Annotated in this window: 26 protein-coding genes, 1 tRNA gene, 1 other RNA gene and 1 pseudogene; 3 read left to right on the top strand and 26 right to left on the bottom strand. The window is 61.3% G+C overall.

From position 1 onward, the window contains the following. Positions 1 to 36: 36 nt before the first annotated feature. The 7 genes from ACWHYV_RS17015 to ilvB form a co-directional block, all read right to left on the bottom strand. Positions 37 to 399 (bottom strand): cupin domain-containing protein, encoded by a 363-nt coding sequence (locus ACWHYV_RS17015; protein ID WP_447977688.1) that lies wholly within the window; start codon positions 397 to 399, stop codon positions 37 to 39. A 46-nt stretch (positions 400 to 445) separates the two neighbouring features. Then, the gene (locus ACWHYV_RS17020; RefSeq protein WP_447977689.1) at positions 446 to 1,993 is read right to left on the bottom strand and encodes a 2-isopropylmalate synthase; all 1,548 of its coding nucleotides are present in this window, start codon (positions 1,991 to 1,993) and stop codon (positions 446 to 448) included. A gap of 401 nt (positions 1,994 to 2,394) precedes the next feature. Beyond that, positions 2,395 to 3,204, bottom strand: coding sequence for a CDP-diacylglycerol--serine O-phosphatidyltransferase (pssA, locus tag ACWHYV_RS17025; RefSeq protein WP_447977690.1), 810 nt, complete (start codon positions 3,202 to 3,204; stop codon positions 2,395 to 2,397). Beyond that, positions 3,186 to 3,869: a phosphatidylserine decarboxylase family protein gene (locus ACWHYV_RS17030; protein WP_447977691.1), complete on the bottom strand. Its 684-nt coding sequence runs from the start codon at positions 3,867 to 3,869 to the stop codon at positions 3,186 to 3,188. The genes pssA and ACWHYV_RS17030 overlap by 19 nt, the downstream gene beginning before the upstream one ends. Before the next feature lie 10 nt (positions 3,870 to 3,879). After that, the gene (gene ilvC, locus ACWHYV_RS17035; RefSeq protein WP_447980741.1) at positions 3,880 to 4,893 is read right to left on the bottom strand and encodes a ketol-acid reductoisomerase; all 1,014 of its coding nucleotides are present in this window, start codon (positions 4,891 to 4,893) and stop codon (positions 3,880 to 3,882) included. A 58-nt stretch (positions 4,894 to 4,951) separates the two neighbouring features. Then, positions 4,952 to 5,470: an acetolactate synthase small subunit gene (gene ilvN / locus ACWHYV_RS17040; protein ID WP_447977692.1), complete on the bottom strand. Its 519-nt coding sequence runs from the start codon at positions 5,468 to 5,470 to the stop codon at positions 4,952 to 4,954. A gap of 76 nt (positions 5,471 to 5,546) precedes the next feature. After that, a complete protein-coding gene (ilvB, locus tag ACWHYV_RS17045; protein ID WP_447977693.1) occupies positions 5,547 to 7,322 on the bottom strand; it encodes a biosynthetic-type acetolactate synthase large subunit in 1,776 nt (591 codons plus the stop codon). 107 nt (positions 7,323 to 7,429) lie between these two features. On the opposite strand from ilvB, the pseudogene ACWHYV_RS17050 reads away from it, so the two are divergent. Next, positions 7,430 to 7,597 (top strand): annotated as a pseudogene (locus ACWHYV_RS17050) (glutaredoxin family protein); the annotation flags it as partial. 69 nt (positions 7,598 to 7,666) lie between these two features. On the opposite strand, the gene rnpB reads toward ACWHYV_RS17050, so the two are convergent. After that, positions 7,667 to 8,084: RNase P RNA component class A (rnpB, locus tag ACWHYV_RS17055), an RNA gene on the bottom strand. 98 nt (positions 8,085 to 8,182) lie between these two features. Between rnpB and rnhC the strand changes: the two genes are divergently transcribed. Then, positions 8,183 to 8,842, top strand: a complete 660-nt coding sequence (gene rnhC / locus ACWHYV_RS17060) for a ribonuclease HIII (protein WP_447977694.1) — start codon at positions 8,183 to 8,185, stop codon at positions 8,840 to 8,842. 6 nt (positions 8,843 to 8,848) lie between these two features. Here rnhC and ACWHYV_RS17065 read toward each other — a convergent pair whose 3' ends face one another. The 18 genes from ACWHYV_RS17065 to rho all read right to left on the bottom strand — a co-directional run bounded on the left by ACWHYV_RS17065 (position 8,849) and on the right by rho (position 25,098). Continuing rightward, positions 8,849 to 9,601: a zinc ribbon domain-containing protein gene (locus ACWHYV_RS17065; RefSeq protein ID WP_447977695.1), complete on the bottom strand. Its 753-nt coding sequence runs from the start codon at positions 9,599 to 9,601 to the stop codon at positions 8,849 to 8,851. A 36-nt stretch (positions 9,602 to 9,637) separates the two neighbouring features. Beyond that, a tRNA-Ile gene (locus ACWHYV_RS17070) sits at positions 9,638 to 9,714 on the bottom strand. A gap of 158 nt (positions 9,715 to 9,872) precedes the next feature. After that, the gene (rpoD, locus tag ACWHYV_RS17075) at positions 9,873 to 11,672 is read right to left on the bottom strand and encodes an RNA polymerase sigma factor RpoD (protein WP_447977696.1); all 1,800 of its coding nucleotides are present in this window, start codon (positions 11,670 to 11,672) and stop codon (positions 9,873 to 9,875) included. A gap of 20 nt (positions 11,673 to 11,692) precedes the next feature. Next, positions 11,693 to 13,507, bottom strand: coding sequence for a DNA primase (gene dnaG / locus ACWHYV_RS17080; RefSeq protein ID WP_447977697.1), 1,815 nt, complete (start codon positions 13,505 to 13,507; stop codon positions 11,693 to 11,695). Positions 13,508 to 13,618: 111 nt separating this feature from the next. Next, complete coding sequence (locus tag ACWHYV_RS17085; RefSeq protein ID WP_447977698.1) at positions 13,619 to 13,960, bottom strand: histidine triad nucleotide-binding protein; 342 nt, start codon at positions 13,958 to 13,960, stop codon at positions 13,619 to 13,621. Continuing rightward, positions 13,957 to 14,628: a bifunctional phosphoribosyl-AMP cyclohydrolase/phosphoribosyl-ATP diphosphatase HisIE gene (hisIE, locus tag ACWHYV_RS17090; protein WP_447977699.1), complete on the bottom strand. Its 672-nt coding sequence runs from the start codon at positions 14,626 to 14,628 to the stop codon at positions 13,957 to 13,959. The genes ACWHYV_RS17085 and hisIE overlap by 4 nt, the downstream gene beginning before the upstream one ends. Continuing rightward, positions 14,625 to 15,419, bottom strand: a complete 795-nt coding sequence (gene hisF, locus ACWHYV_RS17095) for an imidazole glycerol phosphate synthase subunit HisF (RefSeq protein WP_447977700.1) — start codon at positions 15,417 to 15,419, stop codon at positions 14,625 to 14,627. Before hisF ends, hisIE begins: the two co-directional genes overlap by 4 nt. Then, entirely contained in the window at positions 15,413 to 16,138 is a 726-nt protein-coding gene (hisA, locus tag ACWHYV_RS17100) for a 1-(5-phosphoribosyl)-5-[(5-phosphoribosylamino)methylideneamino]imidazole-4-carboxamide isomerase (protein WP_447977701.1), read from the bottom strand. The genes hisF and hisA overlap by 7 nt, the downstream gene beginning before the upstream one ends. Before the next feature lie 37 nt (positions 16,139 to 16,175). Then, positions 16,176 to 16,901, bottom strand: coding sequence for a hypothetical protein (locus tag ACWHYV_RS17105; RefSeq protein ID WP_447977702.1), 726 nt, complete (start codon positions 16,899 to 16,901; stop codon positions 16,176 to 16,178). 1 nt (position 16,902) lies between these two features. Then, the gene (gene hisH, locus ACWHYV_RS17110; RefSeq protein WP_447977703.1) at positions 16,903 to 17,547 is read right to left on the bottom strand and encodes an imidazole glycerol phosphate synthase subunit HisH; all 645 of its coding nucleotides are present in this window, start codon (positions 17,545 to 17,547) and stop codon (positions 16,903 to 16,905) included. 59 nt (positions 17,548 to 17,606) lie between these two features. Continuing rightward, positions 17,607 to 18,209, bottom strand: a complete 603-nt coding sequence (gene hisB / locus ACWHYV_RS17115) for an imidazoleglycerol-phosphate dehydratase HisB (protein ID WP_447977704.1) — start codon at positions 18,207 to 18,209, stop codon at positions 17,607 to 17,609. Continuing rightward, the gene (hisD, locus tag ACWHYV_RS17120) at positions 18,206 to 19,489 is read right to left on the bottom strand and encodes a histidinol dehydrogenase (protein ID WP_447977705.1); all 1,284 of its coding nucleotides are present in this window, start codon (positions 19,487 to 19,489) and stop codon (positions 18,206 to 18,208) included. The genes hisB and hisD overlap by 4 nt, the downstream gene beginning before the upstream one ends. Further along, on the bottom strand, positions 19,486 to 20,166 hold the full coding sequence (gene hisG, locus ACWHYV_RS17125; RefSeq protein ID WP_447977706.1) for an ATP phosphoribosyltransferase: 681 nt from the start codon (positions 20,164 to 20,166) through the stop codon (positions 19,486 to 19,488). The genes hisD and hisG overlap by 4 nt, the downstream gene beginning before the upstream one ends. Before the next feature lie 4 nt (positions 20,167 to 20,170). Further along, the gene (gene murA / locus ACWHYV_RS17130) at positions 20,171 to 21,427 is read right to left on the bottom strand and encodes a UDP-N-acetylglucosamine 1-carboxyvinyltransferase (protein ID WP_447977707.1); all 1,257 of its coding nucleotides are present in this window, start codon (positions 21,425 to 21,427) and stop codon (positions 20,171 to 20,173) included. A gap of 75 nt (positions 21,428 to 21,502) precedes the next feature. Then, entirely contained in the window at positions 21,503 to 22,363 is an 861-nt protein-coding gene (gene prmC, locus ACWHYV_RS17135; RefSeq protein ID WP_447977708.1) for a peptide chain release factor N(5)-glutamine methyltransferase, read from the bottom strand. 56 nt (positions 22,364 to 22,419) lie between these two features. Further along, entirely contained in the window at positions 22,420 to 23,493 is a 1,074-nt protein-coding gene (gene prfA / locus ACWHYV_RS17140) for a peptide chain release factor 1 (protein ID WP_447980742.1), read from the bottom strand. An 81-nt stretch (positions 23,494 to 23,574) separates the two neighbouring features. Next, positions 23,575 to 23,778, bottom strand: a complete 204-nt coding sequence (gene rpmE, locus ACWHYV_RS17145) for a 50S ribosomal protein L31 (protein WP_447977709.1) — start codon at positions 23,776 to 23,778, stop codon at positions 23,575 to 23,577. A gap of 69 nt (positions 23,779 to 23,847) precedes the next feature. Beyond that, complete coding sequence (rho, locus tag ACWHYV_RS17150; protein WP_447977710.1) at positions 23,848 to 25,098, bottom strand: transcription termination factor Rho; 1,251 nt, start codon at positions 25,096 to 25,098, stop codon at positions 23,848 to 23,850. A gap of 397 nt (positions 25,099 to 25,495) precedes the next feature. On the opposite strand from rho, the gene ACWHYV_RS17155 reads away from it, so the two are divergent. Then, a complete protein-coding gene (locus tag ACWHYV_RS17155; protein ID WP_447977711.1) occupies positions 25,496 to 25,960 on the top strand; it encodes a DUF2203 domain-containing protein in 465 nt (154 codons plus the stop codon). Positions 25,961 to 25,970: the final 10 nt, after the last annotated feature.

Consider the following 25,970-nt stretch of genomic DNA (forward strand, 5'->3'; position numbering starts at 1 on the left):
GAACGGCGATCGTCCCCACGGGTCACACCGATCCGACTACTCCCCGATCTCTTCGTCCTCGGCGCGCCATGGCGGATCGACGAGGCACAAGAACTCGACTCGCTCGGCCCCGGTGTTGTCCACCCACTGCTCGACACCCGGCGGCACGTAGACGGTGGTTCCCGTTTCCACTTCAGCCGCCTCCCCGCCGGCATGAAACACCCCTCGACCGGACAGGAAGTAGTAGACCTCGCTGGACGTCAAGCGATGGCGCTTCGACCTCTTGCCGGGGTCCAGAAAGCCGTGCGCGAGACTGTACCCGATCCTGACCGGTCCCCGGCTCGGGTGCAGCAGCTCTCGCAGACGCGTATCATCCCCGGCCAGAAACTCCTTACACTCCGCCAACTTCCTGATGAGCATGGTCGACCGGTGGCAAAGAGGGAGCACTGTACAGCGCACCCCGCACTCAAATCAAGCCGATCTTCTGCGACGGATCCTGGTTCTTCGCGGCCCAATACGCCAACTTGTTGAGCGCGTTGAGATAGGCCTGCGCGGACGCGACGATGATATCGGTGTCCGCGCCGTTGCCGGTGACGGTCTTCCCGGCCTCCTCCAGTCTGACGGATACTTCACCTTGGGCGTCGGTACCCCCGGTGATGGCCTTGACCGAGTAGCTCAGCAAGCGGCTCCTCGTCTGGGTCATGGCAGCGATCGTCCGGTACGCCGCGTCCACGGGACCGTCCCCCGTCCCGGTGTGCTTCACCGGCTGCCCGTTGACGAGCAATTCGACCGAGGCGGTCGGGACCCTTCCGGTCCCGCTTTCCACGACCAGCGATTTCAACACGTAGGCTTCGTGGATCTTGGCGATTTCTTCGGAAATGATGACCTCGAGATCTTCCTCGTAAATCTCCTTCTTCTGGTCGGCCAGCCGCTTGAATCGGTCGAACGCATGATTCAACTCGTCCTCCGACAGCTTGTATCCCAGCTCCTCCAGCCGCTGCCGGAAGGCATGCCGCCCGGACAGCTTTCCCATGACCATCTTGCTCTGGACCAGCCCAATGCTCTCCGGGCGCATGATCTCGTAGGTGCTCTTGTCCTTGAGCAACCCGTCTTGATGGATCCCCGAGGTATGGGCGAAGGCGTTGGCCCCGACGATCGCTTTGTTCGGTTGAACCATCATGCCTGTAATCTTGCTGACGAGGCGGCTGGTCTTGGAAATCTCCTCCGTCCGTATCCGGGTGTCGGCGCCATAGAAATCTTTCCGGGTACGAAGGCCCATGACGATCTCTTCCAGAGACGCATTGCCCGCCCGCTCACCGATGCCGTTGATCGTACATTCGACTTGGCCGGCCCCTTCGGTGACGGCCGCCAGGGCATTGGCGACCGCCAGGCCCAGATCATTGTGGCAGTGCACCGAGATGACGGCCCGCTCGATGTTCTTCACCCGCTCCTTGATCGTCCGGATCAGCCGCCCGAATTCTTGCGGAGTGGCATAGCCCACCGTATCGGGAATATTCACGGTGCCGGCGCCGGCTTCGATCACGGCCTGCAACACCTCGCAGAGATACGTGGGGTCCGACCGGCTGGCATCCATCGGCGAAAACTCCACGTCCTCGACGTAGCCGCGCGCATGCTGAACCATCTCCACCGCCCGCTTCAGAGCTTGATCTCTCGTCATCCGAAATTGGTACGTAAGATGGATATCGGAGGTCGACAGGAACGTGTGGATGCGGACTTTCGGTGCCCCCTTCAATGCGTCCCAGGCACGGCTGATGTCTTCCGGCCTGGCCCGTGCGAGGCTGCAGATCGTCGGACCTTCGACCTCGTTCGCGATCCGCTTGACCGCCTCGAAATCCCCGGGGGAGCTGTAGGCGAAGCCGGCCTCGATGATGTCGACGTTGAGCCGAGCCAATTGCTTGGCGATCATGACCTTTTCCTCGACGTTCATGCTCGCCCCCGGCGACTGCTCCCCGTCACGCAACGTGGTATCAAAGATTCGAATCATCCGTGCCATGGCCCACCTCCTCGGAGATCCCTCATCACAGCAGGTTGCTCACAACGGTCCTCGACGCCGATGGGCAACGTGCGAGCACGCGGCTGCAACTGTTCGGCAACCTGAAAAACAAAAGCCTTCGCCCTGCCAGGGACGAAGGCCTCTTCAGCACCCCGTGGTACCACCCTGCTTCGGCGACCGGCCCAACCGCTCGCCCTTCATTCGGATCCGTCTCGTGGATCATCCGGGGTCCATTACCGCCATCCCGCTTCACGGACCCGGCTCAGAGGCGAGTTCGGCGCCCAGTGGGCTGGTTCGCACCATGTCCGCCATGTTCCGAAACGACGGCTGTCCGGAACGCGCAACGGACCACCAGCTCTCTTGATTCCGCTGGAATTGCCTACTACTCCTCGTCGTCGCCGCTACTCTTTATTTTCCAATGCCGGTTGCTCGCCGCTCCCCCGCTTACCCAGCGCTTTTCCAATCAGCCCGACCCCTTTTTCCACCGGGCCCAACAACGCATACGACGCAAACACCACGAACAGCATCACCTGCGGCCACGCGATGACCAACATGAGTACCAGGACCGCCCATACCAGATAGTTGAAGTGATGCCCGTCTTTGAACTTGAGGTCCTTGAAGCTCCGGTACTTCACGGTGCTGACCATGAGGAAGGCCAATGCCAGCGTCATGATCAGGATGAGGAGCGGCTTCACCTCGGCCCCCATCCGCACGATATGGTGGTCGAACACGACGAGCGTGGCGATCACGCTCGCCGCCGCCGGAATCGGGAGCCCCGTGAAAAACTTGCTCTCGCTCGTGCTCGACATGACGTTGTAACGGGCCAAGCGGAGCGCTCCGCACGCCACGAACGCGAACATGACCGCCGACCCCATCATGCCGTGGGCGCTGAGCGCCCAGGAGTAAATGAGGAGGCCGGGCGCCACGCCGAACGACACGAGGTCGGCGAGCGAGTCGTATTCGACGCCGAACTGGCTCGTGCTGTTCGTCCACCGCGCCGACTTTCCGTCCAGCATGTCGAAGACGACGGCGACGAGGATCGCGATCGCGGCCGCCATGTAGTTGGCGTTGAAGACGGCAAGAATCGAAAACAGCCCGCTGAAGAGGTTGCCGGTCGTCAAGAGATTCGGAATCAGATAGACGGCCCGCTTCCGTTTCCCCTCTTTGTCTTTGATGAAAGCCCGACTTCGCTTCATGAGCGCTCCGCGCATGTCGCCTCCATGGCGATCGGCAACGTCGCCAACAGATCCTGGCCGCCCTTCACCCGATCACCGACCGCCGCGCGCACGGCACTGCCCTTGGGCAGGAACAGATCCATCCTCGACCCGAAACGAATCAACCCGTATCGTTCTCCGCAGGTCACCCGATCGCCGGACGCCACCCAACAGACGATGCGTCGCGCAATCAAGCCGGCGACCTGGACGCAGACCACCTTCGCGCCCGTGGCCGCCCGGATCACGAGTGCGTTCTGTTCATTGCTCAAGGTCGCCTCGGGCCGATTGGCCGCAATGAAGCGACCCGGCTGGTACACCACATCCTCGACCGTGCCGTCGCACGGGACTCGATTCACGTGGACATCGAACACGTTCAGGAAGATACTGATTCGCGTCGCGTCGTCCTTGAGGAACCGTGGCTCGTACCCTTCTTCGATCGCGATGATCTTGCCGTCTCCCGGGGAGACAACCGCACCTTCGGTACATGGGCTCACGCGGCGTGGATTCCGGAAGAACCAGGCCGTGAAGAGCGTCAGGCCTCCGAGGACGGCCGCCGGGATGCCCCACCCGGCGAGTCCCGCCAACACCCCTGCGCCGCCCAATCCGGCAACGAAGGGGAGCCCCTCCCGGACGATTGGTATGCCGACCGCACGATCCGCCATGCTCGACTGGTCAGTTCTTGCTCCGATCGACGAGCTTCTCTTTCTTGAGCCACGGCATCATACTCCGTAACCGGGCCCCCACTTCCTCGATCGGATGTCGCTCTCCCTTTGCCAATAACGCATTATACACCGGCCGGTTCGCCTGGTTCTCCAACACCCACTCCTTGGCGAAGCGACCGCTTTGGATCTCCTCGAGGATCTTGCGCATCTCCCGCTTCGTCTCGTCGGTGACGACCCGCGGCCCGCGTGTCACATCGCCGTACTTGGCGGTCGTGCTGATCGAGTACCGCATGTTCGCGATCCCGCCTTCGTAAATCAGATCCACGATCAACTTCACCTCGTGGAGACACTCGAAATACGCCATCTCAGGTGAGTAGCCCGCCTCGACCAACGTCTCGAAGCCGGCTTGGATCAAGGAGGTGAGCCCGCCGCACAGCACCACCTGCTCTCCGAACAGGTCCGTCTCCGTCTCTTCCCGGAACGTGGTTTCGATGACGCCCGCGCGGCCCCCGCCGATCGCGCTCGCATAGGCCAACCCGACCTGCCGGGTGTTCCCGCTCGGGTCCTGATGGACCGCCAACAGGCACGGAACACCGCTGCCTTTCGTGAACTCGGATCGCACGAGGTGCCCGGGCCCTTTCGGAGCGACCATGAACACGTTCACGGCGGCCGGCGGCACGATCTGACCGAAATGGATGTTGAAACCATGCCCGAAAGCCAGATAGGCGCCCGACTTCAAGTTCGGCGCGATGTCGTTCCGGTAGATCGCCGCCTGCGCCTCATCGGGTGCCAGGACCATAACGACGTCGGCGCCTTTCACGGCGTCCGCGGTCGGCATCACCTTCAACCCGCTCTGCTCCGCCTTACGCCACGAGGCGCCTTCGCGCAGCCCCACGACGACGGTCGCCCCGCTGTCCTTGAGGTTTAGGGCGTGGGCATGCCCCTGACTGCCGTATCCGATGATCGCCACCCTCCGACCGCGGATTTCCTGCAGATCGGCATCCTTGTCATAATAAATTTTCATCATCTACAAACTCCTGCGTGAGACGTGAACTTAGAATCGCTGGAACGGGCTCGGAAGGTTACTCTTTTGCGACGCGCTTGGGTTGCTGGACCGCGGGCCGGATCGGCTCCCGGGCGATCGCCACGCGTCCCGTCCTGATCAACTCCTTGATCCCCAGCGGCTGGAGGAGATTGATCATCGCTTCGACCTTCTTGACATCCCCGGTGACTTCAATCGTGTAGGTCGTCGGCGTGGAGTCAATGACGTTCGCCCGGAAGATATCCGTGATGCGCAGCGCCTCCGCGCGATCCTCGGGACGGGTATGCACCTTGATCAAGGCCGTTTCGCGCTCGACGAATTCGGTTTCGTTCAGGTCCACTACCTTGATGACGTCGATGAGCTTGTTCAATTGCTTGACGATCTGCTCGATGATCCGGTCGTCGCCGGTCGTCACGATGGTCATCATCGACATGGTGGGATCGAGTGTCGGCGCGACGGACAGGGTCTCGATATTGAAGCCGCGGCCGCTAAACAGGCCGGCGACCCGCGACAGGACCCCGAATTTGTTTTCGACGGTCACGGAAATGATGTGTTCCATCTCAGAACCAATGATGAGTGCCGAGTGATGACTGACGAATGGAAGAAAGCCTGAATTCTCCACTCATCATCCGTCATTAAGCCGTGAGTACGGTATCCTTGTCTTCGGGCGGCATCTTGGCCCCCGAGCCCTGCTTCTTCTTGAGCTCGGGCGGATCGCCGAGGATCATCTCGTGATTGCAACCGCCGGCAGGGATCATTGGGTAGCAGTTCTCGTGCTGATCGACGGGCACATCCAACAGGACGGGACGATCGATCGAGATGGCCTCCTTGATCACATCGTCCAACTCCGACACTTTCTCCGCGCGCAAGCCGACGGCCCCATAGGCTTCGGCGAGCTTGACGAAATCAGGCGTCACGTCGAGGTAGCTGGAGGCATAGCGCCCTTCGTAGAAAAGGTCCTGCCACTGGCGCACCATGCCGTGGAAGCGATTGTTCACCACCACCACCTTGACCGGCAACTTGTGGACGACCGCGGTCGCCATCTCCTGCATGTTCATCTGCACGCTGCCGTCTCCCGCCACACACAAGACAAGCCGGTCGCGAAACGCCGCTTGCGCCCCCAGGGCAGCCGGGAAGCCGAAGCCCATGGTTCCCAGACCGCCCGACGTCAACCAGCGCCGCGGCTTCGCGAGCTTGAAATACTGCGCCGACCACATTTGGTGTTGGCCGACATCGGTCGCCACGATTGGATCGCGGTCCTTGGTCAGCTCATACAGCCGTTTGATGACGTGCTGGGGTTTGATCGGACCGTTCAAATTCTGCTCGTAAGTCAGCGGATGCGCGCGACGCCACTCGTTGATCTGATCCCACCAGGGCTTGCGCAGATCCTTTTGATCGCCATTCACGGTCGCTTTCAAGACGTGAATCAACTCCCGCAGCACCCGCTTGCAATCCCCGACGATGGGAATGTCGACGTGGATGTTCTTCTTGATGGAGGTCGGATCGATGTCGATGTGAATGATCTTGGCATGCGGACAGAACTCCGACACCTTGCCCGTGACCCGGTCATCAAAGCGGGCACCGACGGCGATGACCAAATCCGAATAGTGAACGGCCATGTTCGCCCAGTACGTCCCATGCATGCCCATCATGCCCATCGAGAGAGGATGCTCGCCCGGAAACGCGCCGAGCGCCATCAACGTCATGTCCACGGGGATCTGACACATTTCGGCCAGTTCGAGCACCTCTGCCGAGGCTCCGGAAAACACCACACCGCCCCCGACGTAGAGGATCGGCTTCTTCGCCTTGGCAATGGCTTCGGCCGCCTGCTTGATCTGCCATTTGTTCCCGTCATAGGTCGGATTGTATCCGCGCACCGACACGGACGCCGGGTACTTGAAATCGGCCTTGTTCATCGACACGTCTTTGGGGATGTCGACCAGCACGGGGCCTGGGCGGCCGGTCGTGGCGATGTAAAAGGCCTCCTTGATCGTGACGGCGAGGTCATTGACGTCTTTGACGAGAAAGTTGTACTTGGTACAGGGACGGCTGAGGCCGATGTTATCCGCTTCTTGGAACGCGTCGTTCCCGATCATGCTGGTCGGGACCTGGCCGGAGAAGCAGACGAGCGGCACCGAATCCATATAGGCATCTACAAGCGCGGTCACGACATTGCTCATGCCGGGCCCCGAAGTGACAAGCGCGACCCCGGGCTTCCCGGTGGCTTTCGCATACCCTTCAGCCATGTGTCCGGCACCCTGTTCATGCCGCGTTAAGATCACCTCCACGTCCTTCTGCTGATGCAAGACGTCGAAGATCTTGAGGACGACCCCTCCGGGAAGTGCGAAGATCGTTTTGACCCCTTCCTGCTTGAGGCACTCAACGAAAATTTCGGCGCCCGTGAGCTTCATCGTCATCCTCTCGGCAAGAGTCTGAAAAACAAAAGAAAGTTTGAGGATGCTACCACCCAACTCCATACGAAGTCAATAAAAAGCCTGCAGCGGCGCCCGCTCGCCGTATGATTCACGTCACCATCCTCTCCAAGCCGGGATGCCATCTCTGTGAAGTGACTCTGAAGATCGCCCGCCGGGTGCGAGCCGATCTCACGTTCGAGATCGCCTACGTGGATATCAGCTCGAGCGACGAGGCGACCGCGCGCTATGGGACGCGCATCCCGATCGTCTTGATCGACGGCCGCGAATATTTGTCGGGGAAGATCACGGAAGGGGAACTCCGACGGGCGGTCAAAAGGGCGCGCTGGAGGAGATCTATAAGCCGGATTCTGTGCCGGCTCGGATTTCCCGAGCCGCGGTGATCATTTCTCTGGAGCTCGGGTCGCCCCGAGCTTCATGCGGCCTACCCGAGGGCGGCGGCCGGGCCGACCGCTGAGGAGCGGCACCGGTGCCCGCTCCTCCTGCCCCCCTATTTGGCCTTGCTCCAGGTGACGCTTGCCGGCCGGCCGTGTCGCCACGACCGCGGTGGGCTCTTACCCCGCCTTTTCACCCTTGCCTGAGCCGGGACCGACACGCTGAGCGTCGGGGACGGCCATCGGCGGTGTGCTTTCTGTTGCGCCGGTGTCGGATCGCTCCGCCTGGGCGTTACCCAGCACCCTGCCCTTGGAGTCCGGACTTTCCTCTCGAAGAAATCCTTCGAGCGACCACCCGATCTCCTCCTACGCGCAAGGTTGATCATAACCCTACAATGAAGATGATTCAAGCAATTGACCCTCAAGAGTCCGTTTGTTACAGTACGCGCCTTTTGTCGAGGCTCTATGTCTTCTCCGTTCGCCGGCGAGCGCATCGGCATCGACGAATCCGGAAAGGGCGACTACTTCGGCCCGTTGGTCGTCGCCGCCGTCCTCGTCAAGCCGGAATGGGAAGCCGACCTCAGGCTGATGGAGGTGCGCGACAGCAAGCGCATCTCGGACGGGCGGATTCTCGAGATCGCGCCGGACATTCGACGCCTTTGTCCCCACAGCGTCGTCGCCATCGGCCCGCAGCGCTACAACGAGCTCTACGCGCGGATCCGGAACCTCAACCGGCTGTTGGCGTGGGGGCACGCCCGGGCGCTTGAAAATATCCTCGCGCACTCGGCCTGCGGGCTCGCGATTTCCGATCAATTCGGCGATGAGCGGTTCGTTCTCAATGCGCTCTTGGAGAAGGGGAAAACCGTCCGGTTGGTTCAGCAACCCAAGGCCGAACAAGACTTGGCCGTTGCGGCTGCCTCGATTCTCGCTCGGGCTGAATTCTTGGTGAGATTGAAACGCTTGTCAGAAGAGGCGGGAGTCCCCTTGCCGAAGGGCGCCTCGACGGCCGTGGAGCTCGCGGCCAAGCTGGTGGTGCGAAAGCACGACCGTGAGTACCTCGGGAAGGTGGCGAAGCTCCACTTCAAGACCACCCAGGCGGTGCTCGCAGGGCTTGCGGACGCCTAGCCGATCCTATGTCGCTTCAGCCGCCTCCTGCGACGCGACGGCGACCGTCACCGGTTCACCTTCCCAGTAAAGGATCCGGTGACAATAGGAACAGGACTGCAACGTATCCGAGCGCTTGACCTCGGCCACGAGCTGCGGGGGGAGCTGGAGCCGGCAACCGCTGCAAATGCCGTTCTTGACCGGGGCGATCGCCAGGTCCTTGCGGCCGCCTTTCAGCTTGGCATAACGTGCAAGCAGCCCGGCATCAAGGCCCCGGCTCACGGCCTCACGTTTGTGCTCCAATTCCAAGCGCTCCCGCTTGATCCCCTCGAGCACCGCCTCGACCCGACCCTTTTCCTCCGCGAACGCCCGCTCGGCGTCAGCGACCCGGCCCTTGGCCTGATGCAGTTGCTGCTGCAGTTGCTCGATCCGCTCCATGAGCACCAGGATCTGCTCCTCCATGGCCCCTTTCTTCTTGTTGGCCATTTCGATTTCGAACAGATGCGCCTGGTACTCCTTGTTCGTCTTCAACTCGGTCAAGCGGCTGCGCAATTTCCCGACCTGGCCTTCGTGGGCTTCGAGATCACGCTCGCGGTCCCGGCGCTCCTTACCGAGCGCGTCGATCTCCGCCGTCAATGTTTGAACCTGTTGCTGAGCGTCCTTGAGAGGGGCTTCGGCGGCGTCAAGCTGAGCAGGGAGTCTTCGTTCCTGGTCCTTGATCTCGAGGATTCTGAGATCGATCGTCTGCAGTTCGATCAGTGTTGGTAGCTGCGGATGCAATGGTGCCTCATCTCTATCGCCTGTCGATCCGTCCGCTGGTGGGCCCACCAGGCCTCGAACCTGGGACCAACGGATTATGAGTCCGCTGCTCTGACCAACTGAGCTATGGGCCCCGCCGGTTCTCGGGATGTCTGTGGAAGTCGGGATTGTAATGGCGGGGCAGCCCCGTGTCAATCAGACGGCGCCCGGACGGCAGACGGCGCCCAGACGGCGCCCGTACCGGCACTTCTTCGGTCCCCGATGACAGCCGATCACCTCCCTACGCCCGGCCCTACAGGCTCTCGACGAAGCTCTTCAATTTTCGGCTACGACTCGGATGGCGGAGCTTCCGCAACGCCTTCGCTTCGATCTGCCGGATGCGCTCGCGCGTCACCTCAAAGTCCTGCCCGACTTCCTCGAGCGTGTGGTCGGTCGCTTCGCCGATCCCGAAGCGCTTCCGGAGGACCTTTTCTTCCCGCGGGGTCAACGTCTGCAGCGCATTGTTGATTTGGCGCTGTAAGTCGTACCGAATGGCCGCTTCCAACGGGGAAATGGCCTTCTTGTCTTCGATGAAATCGCCCAGATGGCTGTCTTCTTCTTCACCGATCGGGGTCTCCAGCGAAATCGGCTCCCGGGCGATCTTCAAGATCTTCCGGACCTTGTCGAGCGGCAGATCCATCCGCTCGGCGATTTCTTCCGGGTTCGGTTCCCGGCCCAGTTTCTGAACGAGGTGGCGGGACGTCCTGATCAGCTTGTTGATCGTTTCGATCATGTGCACCGGAATCCGGATCGTACGAGCCTGATCGGCGATGGCACGCGTGATCGCCTGCCGGATCCACCACGTGGCATACGTGCTGAACTTGTACCCGCGCTTGTACTCGAACTTGTCCACCGCCTTCATCAAGCCGATGTTGCCCTCTTGGATCAGGTCCAAGAACTGTAACCCGCGGTTGGTGTACTTTTTCGCGATGCTGACGACGAGCCGGAGATTGGCCTCGACCAGCTCCGCCTTGCCGCGCTTGACCTTCTCCTCGGCAAGATCCAGTTGTCGCACCGCCTCCTTGATCTCATCGGCGGACACCAGGGCCTCCTCCGTTTCGAGCTGACGGATCCTCGCCCGCGCCGCTTGATAGGTCTTCTTCAGTTCGTTCAGGGTTTCTTCCGGCAAGCCGGTCTTGCGGCGGACCGCAAGAAAGTCCCGACGCTCCCGGCACAGCCGCCTCAGCAGCTCCGCCCCGGGCTCGCCGGGCACGCCAAGCCGGCGCTGGCATTGCGCCATTTCCCGCTCGGCCGCCCGGATCTCCTGGGCCACCTCCCGCACCCGCTGCACCAAGCGCTCCTTCAGCACGACGTGCAGGTTGATCAACTCCATCTTTTCGACGAGTTGCGGCCGGATCTCCTTGATCTGGTTCTTGATGCGCCGGAGCTTGACCGGATCATGCGCGACCTGCCGGCTCTTCTCATAGAGCGCCATGATGTTCTTGGAGAGGTGGCGAACCTTGTTCAGGGCCTCCAACGTCTTTTCCTTGAGCTCCGCGTCGTCGCGTTCGACCTCTTCTTCATCTTCGAACTCTTCCTCTTGAACGGGAACGATTTCACGGACGCTGATCTTGTCGTTCTTCAATTGATCGCGCAGGGAGAGGACGAACTGGATGGTCATCGGCATCCCGAAGACCACCGAGGCGATTTCCTTCTTGCCCTCCTCGATCCGCTTGGCGATTTCGATCTCGCCTTCACGGCTCAGCAGGGCCACGCTGCCCATCTCCTTCAGGTAGAGGCGCACGGGGTCGTCCGTTCGGCTCAGCACGCCCGGCGTCAGGTCGATCTCCTTTTCCTCCTCCTCGAGCTCCTCCTTCTCTTCGACCTCATCGACGCCTTCGTCGGTTTCGGTGAGCTTCTCACGATCGCCGTCGGTCGCGTCGACGATCTCGATGTCCATCTCACCGAACATGCTCATCAAATTGGTGATCTGCTCCGAGGAGACCATGTCGGCCGGCAAGGTGTTGTTCAGCTCATCGTAGGTGAGATAGCCCTTTTCCTTCCCGATCGAGATCAGCTTCTTGACTTCCCCGAGCAACTCTTCTTTCGGCATGGTAACTCCTCGGCAACCAGTTAAGAGGTCCGAACAGGCAGACCGCCCGTTTTGTCCAGTCGCAATGCATTCACTTGAGCGTTCAGGAGGCGGGCTTCCTCCTGACGGCCGGCCTGCTCCGCCGCTCGCAGTCTGACGATCAACTCGCGCAACTCGTGCTCGCGGTGCCGCCGAGCCAGCGCCTCGAGGCACCCGTCCGCGTGGGCGCCGACGTCGTCGAAATGGCGCTCGGCCGCCGACAATTCCGTGACCGCGGCGCTGCACTCCGGATCGGCCAGCCCTTCATCGAGGATCGACTGGATCGACGGACGGCCGTCTCGATCGAGGTGGCGCAAGGCGATCTCGACGATCCGCCGGCACGCCGCATCCGTGAACCCCTCAGGATGAAGCTTTTGGACCTGCGTGCGGGTCAGGTGTCCGTGCAGCAGGAGGTACGCCACGTCCCATTCCACCACCTGCCTCCTCGGCGACGCTGGGGTCGGGGCCACGGGGCGACGCCCGGGTCGGCTCTCGTTGTCGAGCAACTCCGGATACCGCTCGATCAGGCGCTGTTGGCTGATGCCGAGCCCTTCCGCGACGCGCCGGGTACACTCCTCTTTCTCGATCCGGTTCCGGCTCTTCTGCAGGATTCGGAGGATCTCATCGACGCTTCGAATCCGGTCGTCCATCGACCGAGAGACGGTCCGTTCCAAGCTCTGATTCACGGCAAAATCGAGCAGGCTGGGAGCCGTCTCCTCCAAGCGCCGGAACGCCTCGACGCCCTGCTTTCTGACAAACGTGTCCGGATCCTCGCCTCTCGGCAACGACACCACGGTAACGCCCAGTCCGGTTCCGACGAAGAGATCGAGCGTGCGGAGTGCCGCCCGCACGCCGGCCGGATCCGGATCGAACAGCAGGACGACCTTGCCGGCGAACCGACGGATCGTCGTCAGGTGGTCAGAGGTGAGCGCCGTCCCCAGTGTGGCCGCGACGTTGGTGATGCCGGCCTGATGCAGCGCGATCGCGTCGAAGTAGCCTTCCACGATGACGAGGCGGCCGGCACGCCCCGCTGCCTCCCGTGCTCGATCCAGGCCGTATAGCGTCCGGCCCTTGCTGAAGAGGGGCGTTTCGGGTGAGTTCAGATACTTGGGCTCCCCGTCGCCCATGACCCGCCCGCCGAAGGCGACCACCCGCTTTCGCAGATCAGTGATCGGGAACATGAGGCGAGCTCGGAACCGGTCGTAGTAGGCGCCCGCGTCGTCCGATCGGCGCCCCGATTGGTCCTTGGCGATGGCAAGGCCGGCCGCGGCGATATCGCTGAGCGCGTGCCCGCTCTTCAGCAGTAGTCGAAGCAGCCCATCCCAGGCAGGGAGCGCAAGCCCGATGCCGAAGGACCGGACCGTCTCCTCGCCGATGCCGCGCTCGGCCAGATAGGCGCGCGCATCGCGCCCGACACCGTCCCACAGCTGTTGCTGAAAGATGCGTGCGGCCGCCTGGTTGATCCGTTCGAGGCGCTCCCGCAGTTTTCCATCCCCTCCGGTTGTCTGTAACGTCATGTCCGGCACAGTGATACCGAGGCGCTGCCCAAGTTCTCGTACCGTCTCTGGGAAAGTGGTGCCGTCGATTTTCATGAGGAACGTGAAGACATTCCCTCCGGCCCCGCACCCGAAACAGTGGAAGATCTGACGCGACGGACTGACCGTGAACGACGGGGTCTTCTCAGCATGAAATGGACACAAGCCTTTGAAATTTTGGCCTGTTCGTGTCAACGTCACGTAGCCGGAGACGATATCAACGAGATCGGCGCGCTCGCGGATTTGGTTGATCAGGTCTTCGGGGATCAGACTCAAGCCCATCGAGCTTCCTTACCGCGAGGACGACTGGAACCGGGACCGAACGTGCCGGCGGGCCAGAATGGACCGGTCACACTAACAAACCACCTGCTTGTCTGTAAAGACGGAAGCGGCTCATCCGGGCGGCCATGCCATCGGCCGGCCGCCTAAGAGGTGGACATGGAGATGAAAGACCGTCTGGCCGGCGTGCGGGCCGGTGTTGGTTATGAGACGATAGCCGGACGTGGCAATTCCTTTCTTTTCTGCGAGCTTCGTCGCCGCGAGCAAGAGATGGCCCACCAGCCCCGGGTCATCAGCACACTCTTGGACGGACGCGACATGGCGCTTCGGGATCACCAGAAGGTGCACCGGAGCTTGTGGGTTGATATCCTCGAAGGCCAACACACGATCGTCTTCATACACGGTCTTGGAGGGAATCTGCCTGGCGGCGATCTTGCAGAATAGGCACTCCTTCACGGATGCTTCCCCTTCTCCGGGCGGAGCCCCGGCTTGCCATGTCGGTTCGCCAGTTCGCGGTAAACCTCCTGCAAACTGATTTCGTGATACCCGAGGACGACGAGCGTGTGGAAGAAGAGATCCGCCACTTCATGGATCACTTCCTCCCGTTTGTCGTTCTTGGACCCCAGCACGACCTCACCCGCCTCTTCCACGACCTTCTTGAGGATCCGATCCTTTCCGCCTTCGAACAGCGACGACACATACGAACCGGCTTTCGGCTGGACCTTTCGATCGAGGATCGTCCCGTAGATCAGTTCCAGAATCCCTCCGCGGGCCAGCGTCGTCGTGTCCGGCGCGATCGCCCCGTTCTCTTCAAGTCGGTGAAAAAAACACGAAGGCGCGCCGGTATGGCAGGTTGGACCGAGCGGCTCGGCCTTGACGAGGACGGTATCGCGGTCGCAGTCGATGAAGACGTCTTTCACGAGAAGATAATGCCCGGAGGTCTCGCCTTTCTCCCATAATTTGCCCCGCGATCGGCTCCAAAAATGCACGTGCTTGGTCCGGAGCGTCCTGGTCAAAGCCTCGCGGTTCATGAAGCCCACCATCAGCACGGAGCCATCCTGCCAGTCCTGGATGACGGCGGGCAGCAAGCCTTGACCGTCGAACGTCAAGTCCTCCGCACTCATCCTACCACCGCCCCACTTGGCTCCAGGGGCACGACGGGCCTGACCGGGACGCCGCGCTCCCGCAGATAGGTCTTGGCCTGCGGAATCGTATAGGTCCGATAGTGAAAGATGGAGGCCGCCAGTACAGCGTCCGCTTTCCCAATCGTGAAGCCTTCGTAGAGATGCTCCAAACGCCCGGCGCCGCCCGAAGCGATGACCGGTATCGCGACCGCTTGCGAAACCGCGGCCGTCAAGTCCAGATCATACCCCTCCTGCGTGCCGTCTCGATCCATGCTCGTCAGCAGAATTTCCCCTGCCCCCGCGCGCGCCATCGCGCAGGCCCATTCGACGGCATCGAGCCCCGTCGGCCGTCGCCCCCCATGGGTGAAGACTTCCCACGTCGCGCGCCCCGTTTGTTTGGCGTCGATCGCGACGACGATGCACTGCGAGCCGAACCGTGCGGCGGCGGCCCGAACGAACTCAGGATCCTGAACGGCCGCCGTATTGATGCTGACCTTGTCGGACCCGGCTTTCAACAGGGCTCGAATATCATCGAGCGAGCGTACCCCACCCCCGACGGTCAAGGGCATGAACACCTGCTCCGCCGTCCGGGCGACGACATCGAGCAGAATTCCCCGCTCCTCGTGCGAAGCCGTGATGTCCAGAAAGCAGAGCTCGTCGGCGCCGTCGCGGTCATAGGCCCGGGCGACTTCGACCGGATCTCCGGCGTCGCGCAGGTTGACAAAGCTCACGCCCTTGACGACTCGACCGGCTTTCACATCGAGGCAGGGGATGATCCGCTTGGTCAACACGACGACACCGCCTGAATAGCTTGCCGGAGGTCCAGCTTCCCTTCATACAGCGCTTTACCCACGATCGCACCGATGACGCGAGGCCCGAGAGATTTGACGGCTCGCAGGTCCTCCAACCGTGTGATGCCGCCCGACGCTATGACGGGAACCGGCGAGTGCGCGACGATCTCACGGAGCGCTGGGAGATTGGGGCCGGTCAACATCCCGTCCGTAGAGATATCGGTATAGATCACCCCGGCGAGACGATAGGCGGCGAGGCGTCCCAGGAGATCGACCGCGGACAGATCAGACAGCGCCGTCCACCCCCGGATCGCCACCGTCCCATCGCGGGCATCGAGCCCGACGAGAATGCGATCCGGGAACTCGGCGCACGCTTGACAGAGGAGCGCCGGGTCCGAGATGGCGGCGGTGCCTAAGACGACCCGATGGACGCCGCTGGACAGGTAACGGCGCACCGTTTCGATGGAACGAACACCGCCCCCTACCTGGGTTGGGATCGAGACGGACTTCACGATCGTTTCGACCTGGGTGACGTTCCTTGGCTGCCCTCCCACGGCTCCGTCGAGATCCACCAGGTGGAGGAACTTCGCACCGAGTTGCTCCCAATGACGGGCCACCGCCGCCGGGTCGGTCGAATACACCGTCTCCTGCGACAGATCTCCCTGTCGCAACCGCACGCAGAGACCATCCTTCAGGTCAATCGCGGGGATGATCAGCATCCGCTCTCCGACGCCTTCCCGGTGCCGCGTGGTGGTTTCATCGCGCTCGGTACGGAAACTCTTCGGCAAGCCGTTCTGCGCCGTACTCGACCAACTGCTCGGCCGTCACAAATCCGCCGCCATGCTGCCAGAACCCCACGAGGTCTTCAACCAGCGGGCGCTGGCGTTCGTAATAGTTACCCGACCAGAGTCGCTGACCCTCGGGTGCGATCAGTTGGACTTCGAACCCCACAATCGCGGGATCCGCCCCCCAACGAGTCCCTTCGCGCTCCTTATAAATGAGTGCCCGGCCGACCACGGCCGCATCCGCCCCCACCGCTTTTGCAACCTGAGCGGCAAGCCGGTCGGGAGTGTCGGAAGGGATTCCGCCCAACCGCTTGATCGCGGCACGCGCCTCATCAGGCCCGATGACGGTGAGGCCCGTCAGCGCTTCGAGTTTCCGGGAAAAGATACGTGCGATCTTCTCGGGAACGAACGGCGGGACCGTCGCGGTTTCCCGGTCGAACGTATCCGCCATTGGAGGCGGCACCAGGATATTGATGTCAGAAGCCTTAGCGCCGCGAGGCACGGAAAACTCGGGGTCGCGCGAATCCAGTACCTGGGGCGTCACCAACCGTTCGAACGGCAGCACAACCACGGAACGAACCCGATGCTCCTGAACACCTGGAGATGAGACGGTCGTTACTTTCGTCGGGGCACAGGCAACCGCTCCGACCATAGCGAGAACGAGCGCCAGGCGAAACGCCGAGAGGGAGTCCGCCATCTCACCGCCACTCGGCGAAATTCTTGATAATCTGCAGCCCGGCGGTCTGGCTTTTTTCAGGGTGGAATTGACAGGCGAACACATTGTCACGCCAGATGCTCGACACAAAGGTGAACCCATAGTCGGTACGGGTCGCCACGACCGCCCGGTCCGATGGATCGACGTAGTAAGAGTGGACGAAATAGACGTGCGTGCCCGGAGTCACGCCCTTGAGCGGAGGCGCCTCACGCTCGATGAGCAGCGTGTTCCACCCCATGTGAGGCACCTTGAAGGTCCCGGTTTCCGACTTGTCCCGGGCGGCGCCGTCGAAGACGAAGCGCCTGACACGACCGGAGATGAGATCCAGGCCTTTGTGCACCCCGAACTCCTCGCTCTCCGTGAACAACACCTGCAGCCCCAGACAAATGCCCAGAAAGGGCTTGCCGGCGGTGATCCCCTGACGGATCGCGCCGAGCAAATCATAGCGGTCGAGGTTGCGCATGCAATCGGCGAAGGCCCCGACACCGGGGAGCACGACGTGCGTCGCGTCCGCGACGGCACGGGGCTCTCGGGTCACAGTGGCCTCGTGCCCGACCATCGAGAAAGCCTTTTGCACGCTTCTCAGGTTCCCCATTCCATAGTCGATGATGACGATACGCGCTGCCATGGCAAGGCTGGACCTTTGACGGAGGAGCGGTCTCCGCGACCGGCTAGGACGCCGCGGCGCTACAATGTACCCTTCGTCGAGAGGACGCCCGAGACCCGCTCGTCGAACGAAGCCGCCTGATCGAGCGCCTTTGCGAACGCTTTGAACACCGCTTCCATGATGTGATGGGGATTGCGGCCGTACGGTACATTGACGTGCAGATTGAGGCCGCCATGGGTGACGAAGGCCTGAAAGAAATCCTCAAAAAGGCCCAGATCGAAGGACTTGATGTGCCGCTGGGGGAGATCGACGTGGTAGACGAGGTAGGGCCGGCCGCTGAGATCCACCGTGACCTGAGCAAGGGTCTCATCCAGCGGCACGGAAGCCCAGCCGAAACGCCGGATCCCCTCCTTGGCCCCCAGCGCCTGCTTCAGCGCATCCCCTAGCACAATGCCGATATCCTCGACGGTGTGGTGGTCGTCGATGTCCGTATCGCCCTTCGCGTGAACCGTGAGATCGAAAAAACCGTGCTTGGCGAGGAGCTGCAGCATGTGGTCGAGGAACGGAATGGTCGTCTGAACGTGCCCTTTCCCTGAGCCGTCGAGCGTAAGATCCACGGTGATGTGCGTCTCCGTCGTCTGGCGGTCGATCGTGGCTCGGCGAGGAGCCGGTACGGGTTTCATGGTTTTCGGCTCTCCAGCGATTTGGCATGCGCATCGAGCCCTTCCATATGGGCGATCCGCAGCAACTGATCCTTCACTTTCGCCAGCTCTTCCTTACTATACGCGACGATGTTGCTCTTTTTCAGATAGTCCTCGACGGAGAGCGGAGAGAAGAACCGAGCGGTACCCCCCGTCGGAAGGACGTGATTCGGCCCGGCGATATAATCGGCGACCGCCGGAGGGGTGTAGCGTCCGAGGAACAAGGCGCCGGCGTGACGGATCCGCTCCAAGTAGTCGAAGGGACGATCGACGGAGAGCGTGAGATGCTCGGGCGCGATCTGGTTCGCGACATCGATGGCTTCTTCCATGTTGCCGACGACGAAGGCAACCGTGTGGCGGCCGAGCGATTTTGCGAGGATCTTCTCACGCGTCAGTTGCTTGATCTGTTGCTCGAGCTGCCGGGCCACCTCCTCGGCCACTCTGCGCGACGTCGTGACGAGGTAGACCTTGGCATCCTCATCGTGCTCCGCCTCGCATAGGAGATCGGCGGCGACATGGGCGGGGTCGGCTGCCCCATCCGCCACTACGAGCAATTCGCTCGGACCAGCGACCATGTCGATGGCGACAGTGCCGTAGATCAAACGTTTGGCAGTCGCGACATAAATATTGCCGGGGCCCACGATCTTGTCGACCCGCGGAATCGCATCGGTCCCGTAGGCCATCGCGGCGATCGCTTGCACACCGCCGACACGATAGACCTCATCGACCCCGGCGATGTCGGCGGCGACCAACAGGTACGGACTGATCCCTCCCTTCGTCGGCGGTGTGCACATGATGATCCGCTTGACCCCGGCCACTTTCGCAGGGATCGCGCACATGAGGACCGAGGAGGGGTAGACGGCCTTCCCCCCGGGCACATAGAGACCCACCGCATCCAACGGCAGAATCATCTGGCCGAGCGTCGCCCCGTTGTCCTGATACATCCACGTCTTGAGCCGCTGGCGCTCATGGAAAGCGGTGATCCGCCGCGCGGCAAAGCGAAGGGCATCCCCCTCCTCTTTTCGAATCTGATAGTAGGCCTCTTTGACCTGTTCCGGGCTGATACGGAACTGATCCGGCTTCAGCGCGATGCGGTCGAATTTCTTGCTGTACAGGGCCACCGCACGATCGCCGCCGCGTTCGACCGATTTCAAGATGGCTTTGACCGCCGCCTCGATCGGCGCGGCCTGAAAGTTGGATCGTCCGGCGATCCGTTTGACGGCGGCGTTGAAGCCTCGATCCGTGCTCGCAATGATCTTCATAGCGGCACCCCCTGGCCTGATCCCCGTTGCTTGACCGGCGGCTGGGCTGCCGCCGGCCGCTGCGCCTTCAGCCGGGCGATCAAATCCGTCACCCGCTCGTGCTTCATCTTCAGGCTGGCACGGTTGACGATGAGTCGTGCAGTCGACTGCGCGATGACGTCGACTTCGACGAGATCATGCGCCTTGAGCGTCTCGCCGCTCGACACCAGATCGACGATCCGATCGGCGAGCCCGACCAGCGGTGCAAGTTCGATCGATCCGTACAACTTGATAATCTCGACGGGAATGCCTTTTTGATTGAAGTACCGCTCCGTAATGTTCGGATACTTGGTCGCCACTCTGACCTTGGAGGACAAGCGATCACGAAGCTCCTGGCCACGGAGCGCGGCAACCGAAATGCGGCACCCGCCGAACCCGAGGTCCAGCGGCTCATAGACATCACGGTCCTGCTCCAGCAGCATGTCCTTACCGACGACCCCGACGTCGGCGGCGCCATATTCCACATAAGTCGGGACGTCGCTGGGTCGAACGATCAAGAGCGTCATGCCGAGCGGCTCGCAAGGGAAGACCAGGCGGCGGCTGTCGAGCGACACCCCACCGTTGGTGAGCCCGGCCAGCCGAAACAGGCGGATTGCCGGTTCCAGGAGTTTCCCTTTCGATAAGGCGACGGTGATCATCGGGTCACGCCGGTTCTCTGATGCGCTCGACCGCCGCCCCCAGGTCCCGCAATTTTTCCTCGATTCGCTCATAGCCTCGATCTAGATGGTACACCCGGGAAATCTCGGTTTTCCCCTCCGCCGCCAGGCCTGCCAGGATCAATCCGGCGCTGGCTCGCAGATCCGACGCCATGACCGGCGCACCCGTCAGTCTCGGCCTGCCATTGATCACCGCTTGGTGTCCATCGACCTTGATGTCCGCCCCCATGCGCCTGAGCTCAGGGACATGGATGAACCGGCTTTCGAAGACGGTCTCGGTGATCACGCTCGTCCCCTTCGACACCGACATCAATGCCATCATCTGAGCCTGCATATCCGTTGGAAAGCCGGGGTAGGCGAAGGTCTTGACGTCGACCCCATTCGGACGCCCGGAGGCCGTCAGTCGGATCGTTTCTTTTCCTTCCACGACTTCGGCACCGGCCTCACGCAGCTTCACGGTCACGGCTTCCAACTGTTCGGGGATGCAGGCTTCCACCGTCACCTGCCCGCCAGTAATGGCCGCAGCCGCTAAGAAGGTTCCGGCTTCGATGCGGTCCGGAATGACCTCGTGGTCCGTCCCGCGCATTTCGATCACCCCATGTACGGTGATCAAATCCGTACCAGCACCAGCGATTCGAGCGCCGCGTTTGATGAGCGAGACGGCCAAGTCGACGATCTCAGGCTCTTTGGCGGCGTTTTCGATGACGGTCGTCCCTTCCGCGAGACACGCCGCCATCATCAAGTTCTCCGTACCCGTGACCGTCGGCACATCGAGGTACAGCCGAGCCCCTTTCAGGCGTCGGGCTCGGGCACGGATATACCCATGCTCCACATGGAGTTCGGCGCCGAGCTTGCCCAGGCCAGCGAGATGCAGATCGACGGGTCTGGTCCCGATCGCACAGCCGCCGGGCAACGAGACCGTCGCCTCTCCCCAACGGGCCAAGAGGGGCCCCAAGACCAAGATCGAAGCGCGCATCCTGCGGACGAGATCGTACGGAGCTTCCGTCGAGCGAATTTCGCTGACGCTGATCGCCACGCGGCTGCCGTCCACCTCCACCGACGCCCCGAGCATGCCCAGCAATTTGCACATGGTCGTGACGTCCACCACGCGAGGGACGTTGGTGAGGCAACAGTCACCGCCCAGCAACGTCGAAGCAAGAATCGGGAGGGCGGAATTCTTTGCGCCGCCGATCCTGACCGTACCGCGTAGCGACCGTCCGCCATCGATGATGATGCGATCCATCGCTAGGATCTGCCCCCTTGTAAGGAACGACCGCGGACTGGCGGCTGATGCCCTTTTCTCATCGCCACGTCGGCGTCATGGCTTCTTTTGAGCGATCACCACTCGCTCGATTCCCTGTACATCGCGGGCGGTTCGGATATTGTAGTAATTTCCCTTGTCCCGCGCTAGCACAGAAACCGATCCCGCTTGCCCCTGCCCCACCTCGAGTGCCAGCAGGCCATCTCCGTCCAGCCAGACAGCGGCCTCCTCGAGGATCCGGCGAAAGAACGAGAGGCCGTCAGGTCCCCCGCACAATGCGAGAGGCGGCTCGAAGCGTACTTCTTCCTGGAGAAGGGCCAGGTCCGACTCGGGTATATAGGGAGGGTTCGAGACCAGTGCCGATACCCGGCCTTTGATCTCCGTGCCTATGAGCGCTTCGAATAGATCCCCATGAAGAAACCGAACGCGGTGCTGAACACGGTGGGTTTCTGCATTTCGACGGGCGATGGCCAGCGCGGCCAGCGAGATGTCGGTCGCGTAGACGTCTATGTCAGGACGACGGCTTGATAGAGCCACGGCGATACACCCGGACCCGGTTCCCAGCTCCACGACGATCGAACGGCGGCCAGGTGGGCAATGTTCCTGAACCGCTTCGACGAGTAATTCCGTTTCGGGACGCGGGATCAGGACGTCAGGACCCACCTTGAAGTCAAAGCCGCAAAACTCCTGGGAGCCGAGCAGATATTGAAGCGGTTCACGTGAGGCGCGGCGCTGGACGAGTGCCCAGACGCGCTCTAGATCGGGGGCCGGCACCGCTTCGTGCCGGTGAAGATGGAGGAACAGTGCATCCCGTCCAAGCCCATATTCGATGATCCATCTGGCCTCGCGCCTCGCACACGGGACCCCAGCGAATGACAGCGCTCTAGCCGCGTCGATCAGCAGTGTGGCCAACGTCATGGAAGAGGTCTGAAGAAACGATCTGGGGGCGGGAACGGTTCCGGGCGAGAAGCGGATCATGCGGGCTCCGCGGCCTGGGAGGCTGCCGTCTGGCTTGCCCGAAGTGCCTCGACAAGCTCATCAAGGTCACCACCCAGCACCTGCTCCAGTTTGTGGAGCGTCAACCCGATTCGATGATCCGTGATACGGTTCTGTGGATAATTGTACGTGCGGATTTTCTCGCTCCGGTCGCCGCTCCCGACCTGACTCCGACGAGACTGGGCGATCTCGGCCTCCTGCTTGTCGCGTTCCGCTTCCACGATTCGGGCGCGCAGCGTGCGCATGGCCTTGGTCCGGTTCTTCAATTGAGATCGTTCGTCCTGGCAGGTGACGACGACACCCGTCGGAATGTGGGTGATCCGAACGGCCGAGTACGTGGTGTTGACGCTCTGCCCCCCTGCGCCCGACGAACAGAAGGTATCGATGCGAAGATCCTTGGGATCAATCTGCACGTCCACTTCGTCGACCTCGGGCATCACGGCGACGGTTGCCGTAGAGGTATGAATCCGACCGCTCGCCTCAGTGGCTGGGACCCGCTGAACCCGATGAACGCCGCTCTCGTGCTTAAAGAGCCCGTACGCGCCCTTGCCTTCCACGAGCAACACTACGTCCTTGTAGCCACCAATCCCTGTTTCGTGGGCTTCGACAACCTCCACACGCATTCGCTTTTTCTCTGCATACTTGGAATACATTCGAAAGAGATCCCCGGCAAACAAGGCCGCCTCATCGCCGCCCGTTCCGGCCCGGATCTCCACGAAGGTATTCCTGTCGTCCCGGGGATCCTTGGGCTCAAGCAGTTCGAGCGCGCGCCGCTCCATTTCTCGACGGCGAGCACGCAGCTCTCGAGCCTCCTCGGCAGCGAGCTCCTGCAGCTCTGGGCCGACGCTCGCATCCTGCTGCATCTGCTCCGCATCGGCCTCCTGCTTCCGCAGTTGGTGATAGACCGTGAAGAGCTGAGCCAACTCCTCGATCTCGGTTCGCTCCTTGTTGAGCTTGTGCAGGAGGGCAGGCTGATTGAGCACGGACTCGTCACTGAGCTGACGATTCAGCTCTTCATATCGGTTCGCCACCTCTTCCCACTTGGCCAACAGAGGGGCGTCCTTCAGATCGATTGTGAACGTGTCCCCCACCCGATGCCTCTCGGAACGCCGAAGTAATCGGCGACCGCCTGATTACTTCTTCTTGGCGTACTTCTTCTTGAACCGCTCGACGCGTCCTTCCGTGTCGACGATCTTCTGAGTCCCCGTAAAAAACGGATGGCAGTGCGAGCAAATATCGACGTTGATGTTCCCCACCGTGGAACGGGTTTTGAAGGTGACCCCGCAGGCACAATGAACGGTTGCGACGCGGTAGTCCGGATGAATACCCTGCTTCATGATTCTCCTTTTGCTCGGAGCCGGGTGCCTAGGTCGCCAAGCACTTCGACTCGATCACACTCGTTCGTCCTATCGATTCATCGACTGCAGGAACTCCTGATTGCTCTTCGTGCCTTGAATCTTGTCCATCAAGAATTCCATCGCCTCCATCGTACCCAGCGGGCTCAGAACCTTGCGGAGGATCCACATCTTGTTAAGCCGGTCACGATCCACCAACAGTTCCTCTTTGCGGGTCCCTGACTGGCTGATATCAATGGCCGGGAAAATCCGTTTGTCGGCCAGGCGGCGGTCGAGATGCACTTCCATATTACCGGTGCCTTTGAACTCTTCGAAAATGACGTCGTCCATACGGCTGCCGGTATCGATCAGCGCCGTCGCCATGATCGTCAAGCTGCCTCCGTTCTCGATATTCCGGGCCGCACCGAAGAAGCGTTTCGGGCGCTGCAGTGCATTGGAATCAAGACCACCGGACAGGACCTTCCCGCTCGGCGGCGCAATCGTGTTGTAGGCCCGCGCCAAACGAGTCACGCTGTCCAACAGGATGACGACGTCACGCTTGTGCTCGACGAGACGCTTGGCCTTTTCCAATACCATCTCGGCGACCTGCGCATGTCGCTGGGCCGGCTCATCAAACGTCGAACTGATCACTTCGGCGGCCTTCACCTGCCGCTGCCAATCGGTGACCTCCTCCGGCCGCTCGTCAATGAGTAGCACGATCAAGACGATTTCCGGGTGGTTCTTGATGATCGCCCGCGCGATCGCCTGCAGCAGCATGGTCTTCCCGGTGCGGGGCGCGGCGACGATCAGCCCGCGCTGCCCCTTGCCGATCGGGGTGATCAGGTCCATCACGCGGGTGCAGTACTCTTCGGGATCGTGCTCAAGCTGAATCCGCTCTTGCGGATACAGAGGGGTCAGGTTGTCGAACAGAATCTTGTCCCGCGCCACTTCAGGGTCTTCATAGTTCACCTTTTCGACCTTGAGCAGCGCGAAATACCGCTCACTTTCTTTGGGCGGGCGGATCTGGCCCGAGACGATATCGCCGGTACGCAGGTTGAACCGGCGGATCTGCGAAGGTGAGATATAAATGTCGTCGGGACCCGGTAGGTAATTAGAATCCGGCGCACGAAGAAACCCAAAGCCGTCGGGCAGGGTTTCAAGAACGCCTTCCCCCATGATCGCGCCATTCTTTTCGGTCTGTGCTTGAAGAATGGCGAAGATCAATTCCTGTTTCCTCAGGTTGGCCGCGCCTTCGATCTTGAGATCTTTGGCGACCTCGTTCAGGTCCGCGATCGATTTCTGCTTGAGTTCAGCAAGGTGCATGGTCTTCTCCCTTTGACAAAAAGCCTAGACGCTATAACAGGTGAATACTCGGAGCAAGCCCCGGCATGTGATGTCGAACATGGACGAGTTCGTGATGAAGATACCGCAGTGAAGAGGATGGCCACCGAAGGATGGACGTTGCGCTCTATACCTCCCTCATCTTGCGCAAGACACGGCCCGGATACTGTATGATGCTCTCTCGAACGGGACCACGCCAACCGAACCGTTGTTTGATGTCAACTACGATTTGATTCGAGATCTGCCCCGGGAAGCTGTACAGGAGTGGAAGTACTGTCGGGTCGCTTCGGAAGCTGGAGTTATGATAGCCACGGCGTTTTCCATTGTCAATAGGGTTCCCACGGCAAGAGTCACCTGATGTGATGGGGCGGCAACGCTCTTGGCCGCTTCCCTGGTGCAATTGAACCCTCTTACCGTTTGTGATAAACCAGCTGCCATGGGGAATCTTGAGGAAGGCCAGAATCTCGAGCGCATCTTCACCCTCTCCGAAGCTAATCGCCTGATCCCGCAACTCGAACGCCACCTCAGCGCCATTCGACATGGTAAGAGCGTACTGATTGGCGTCAAAGATGAAATCAAGAAGGCGAGCGCTAACGCACAACTCGGCGGCGGTAGTTTTGCCGGCCCCTTGTACATTCGAGCCTTGGAGCAAATTGGCGAGCATCTTCATGCCATTCAGGAGCTTGGGGTGCTGGTCAAAGACTTGGACATGGGGTTATGCGATTTTCCCTTTCAACTGAATGGACGAATCGTCTATCTATGTTGGAAACACGGCGAATCGGAGATCCGCTGGTGGCACGACATTGATAGCGGGTTCGCGGGCCGCCAACCACTGGAGCCATAAAGAGGGCCAT

The organism is Candidatus Nitrospira bockiana, from assembly GCF_965152565.1.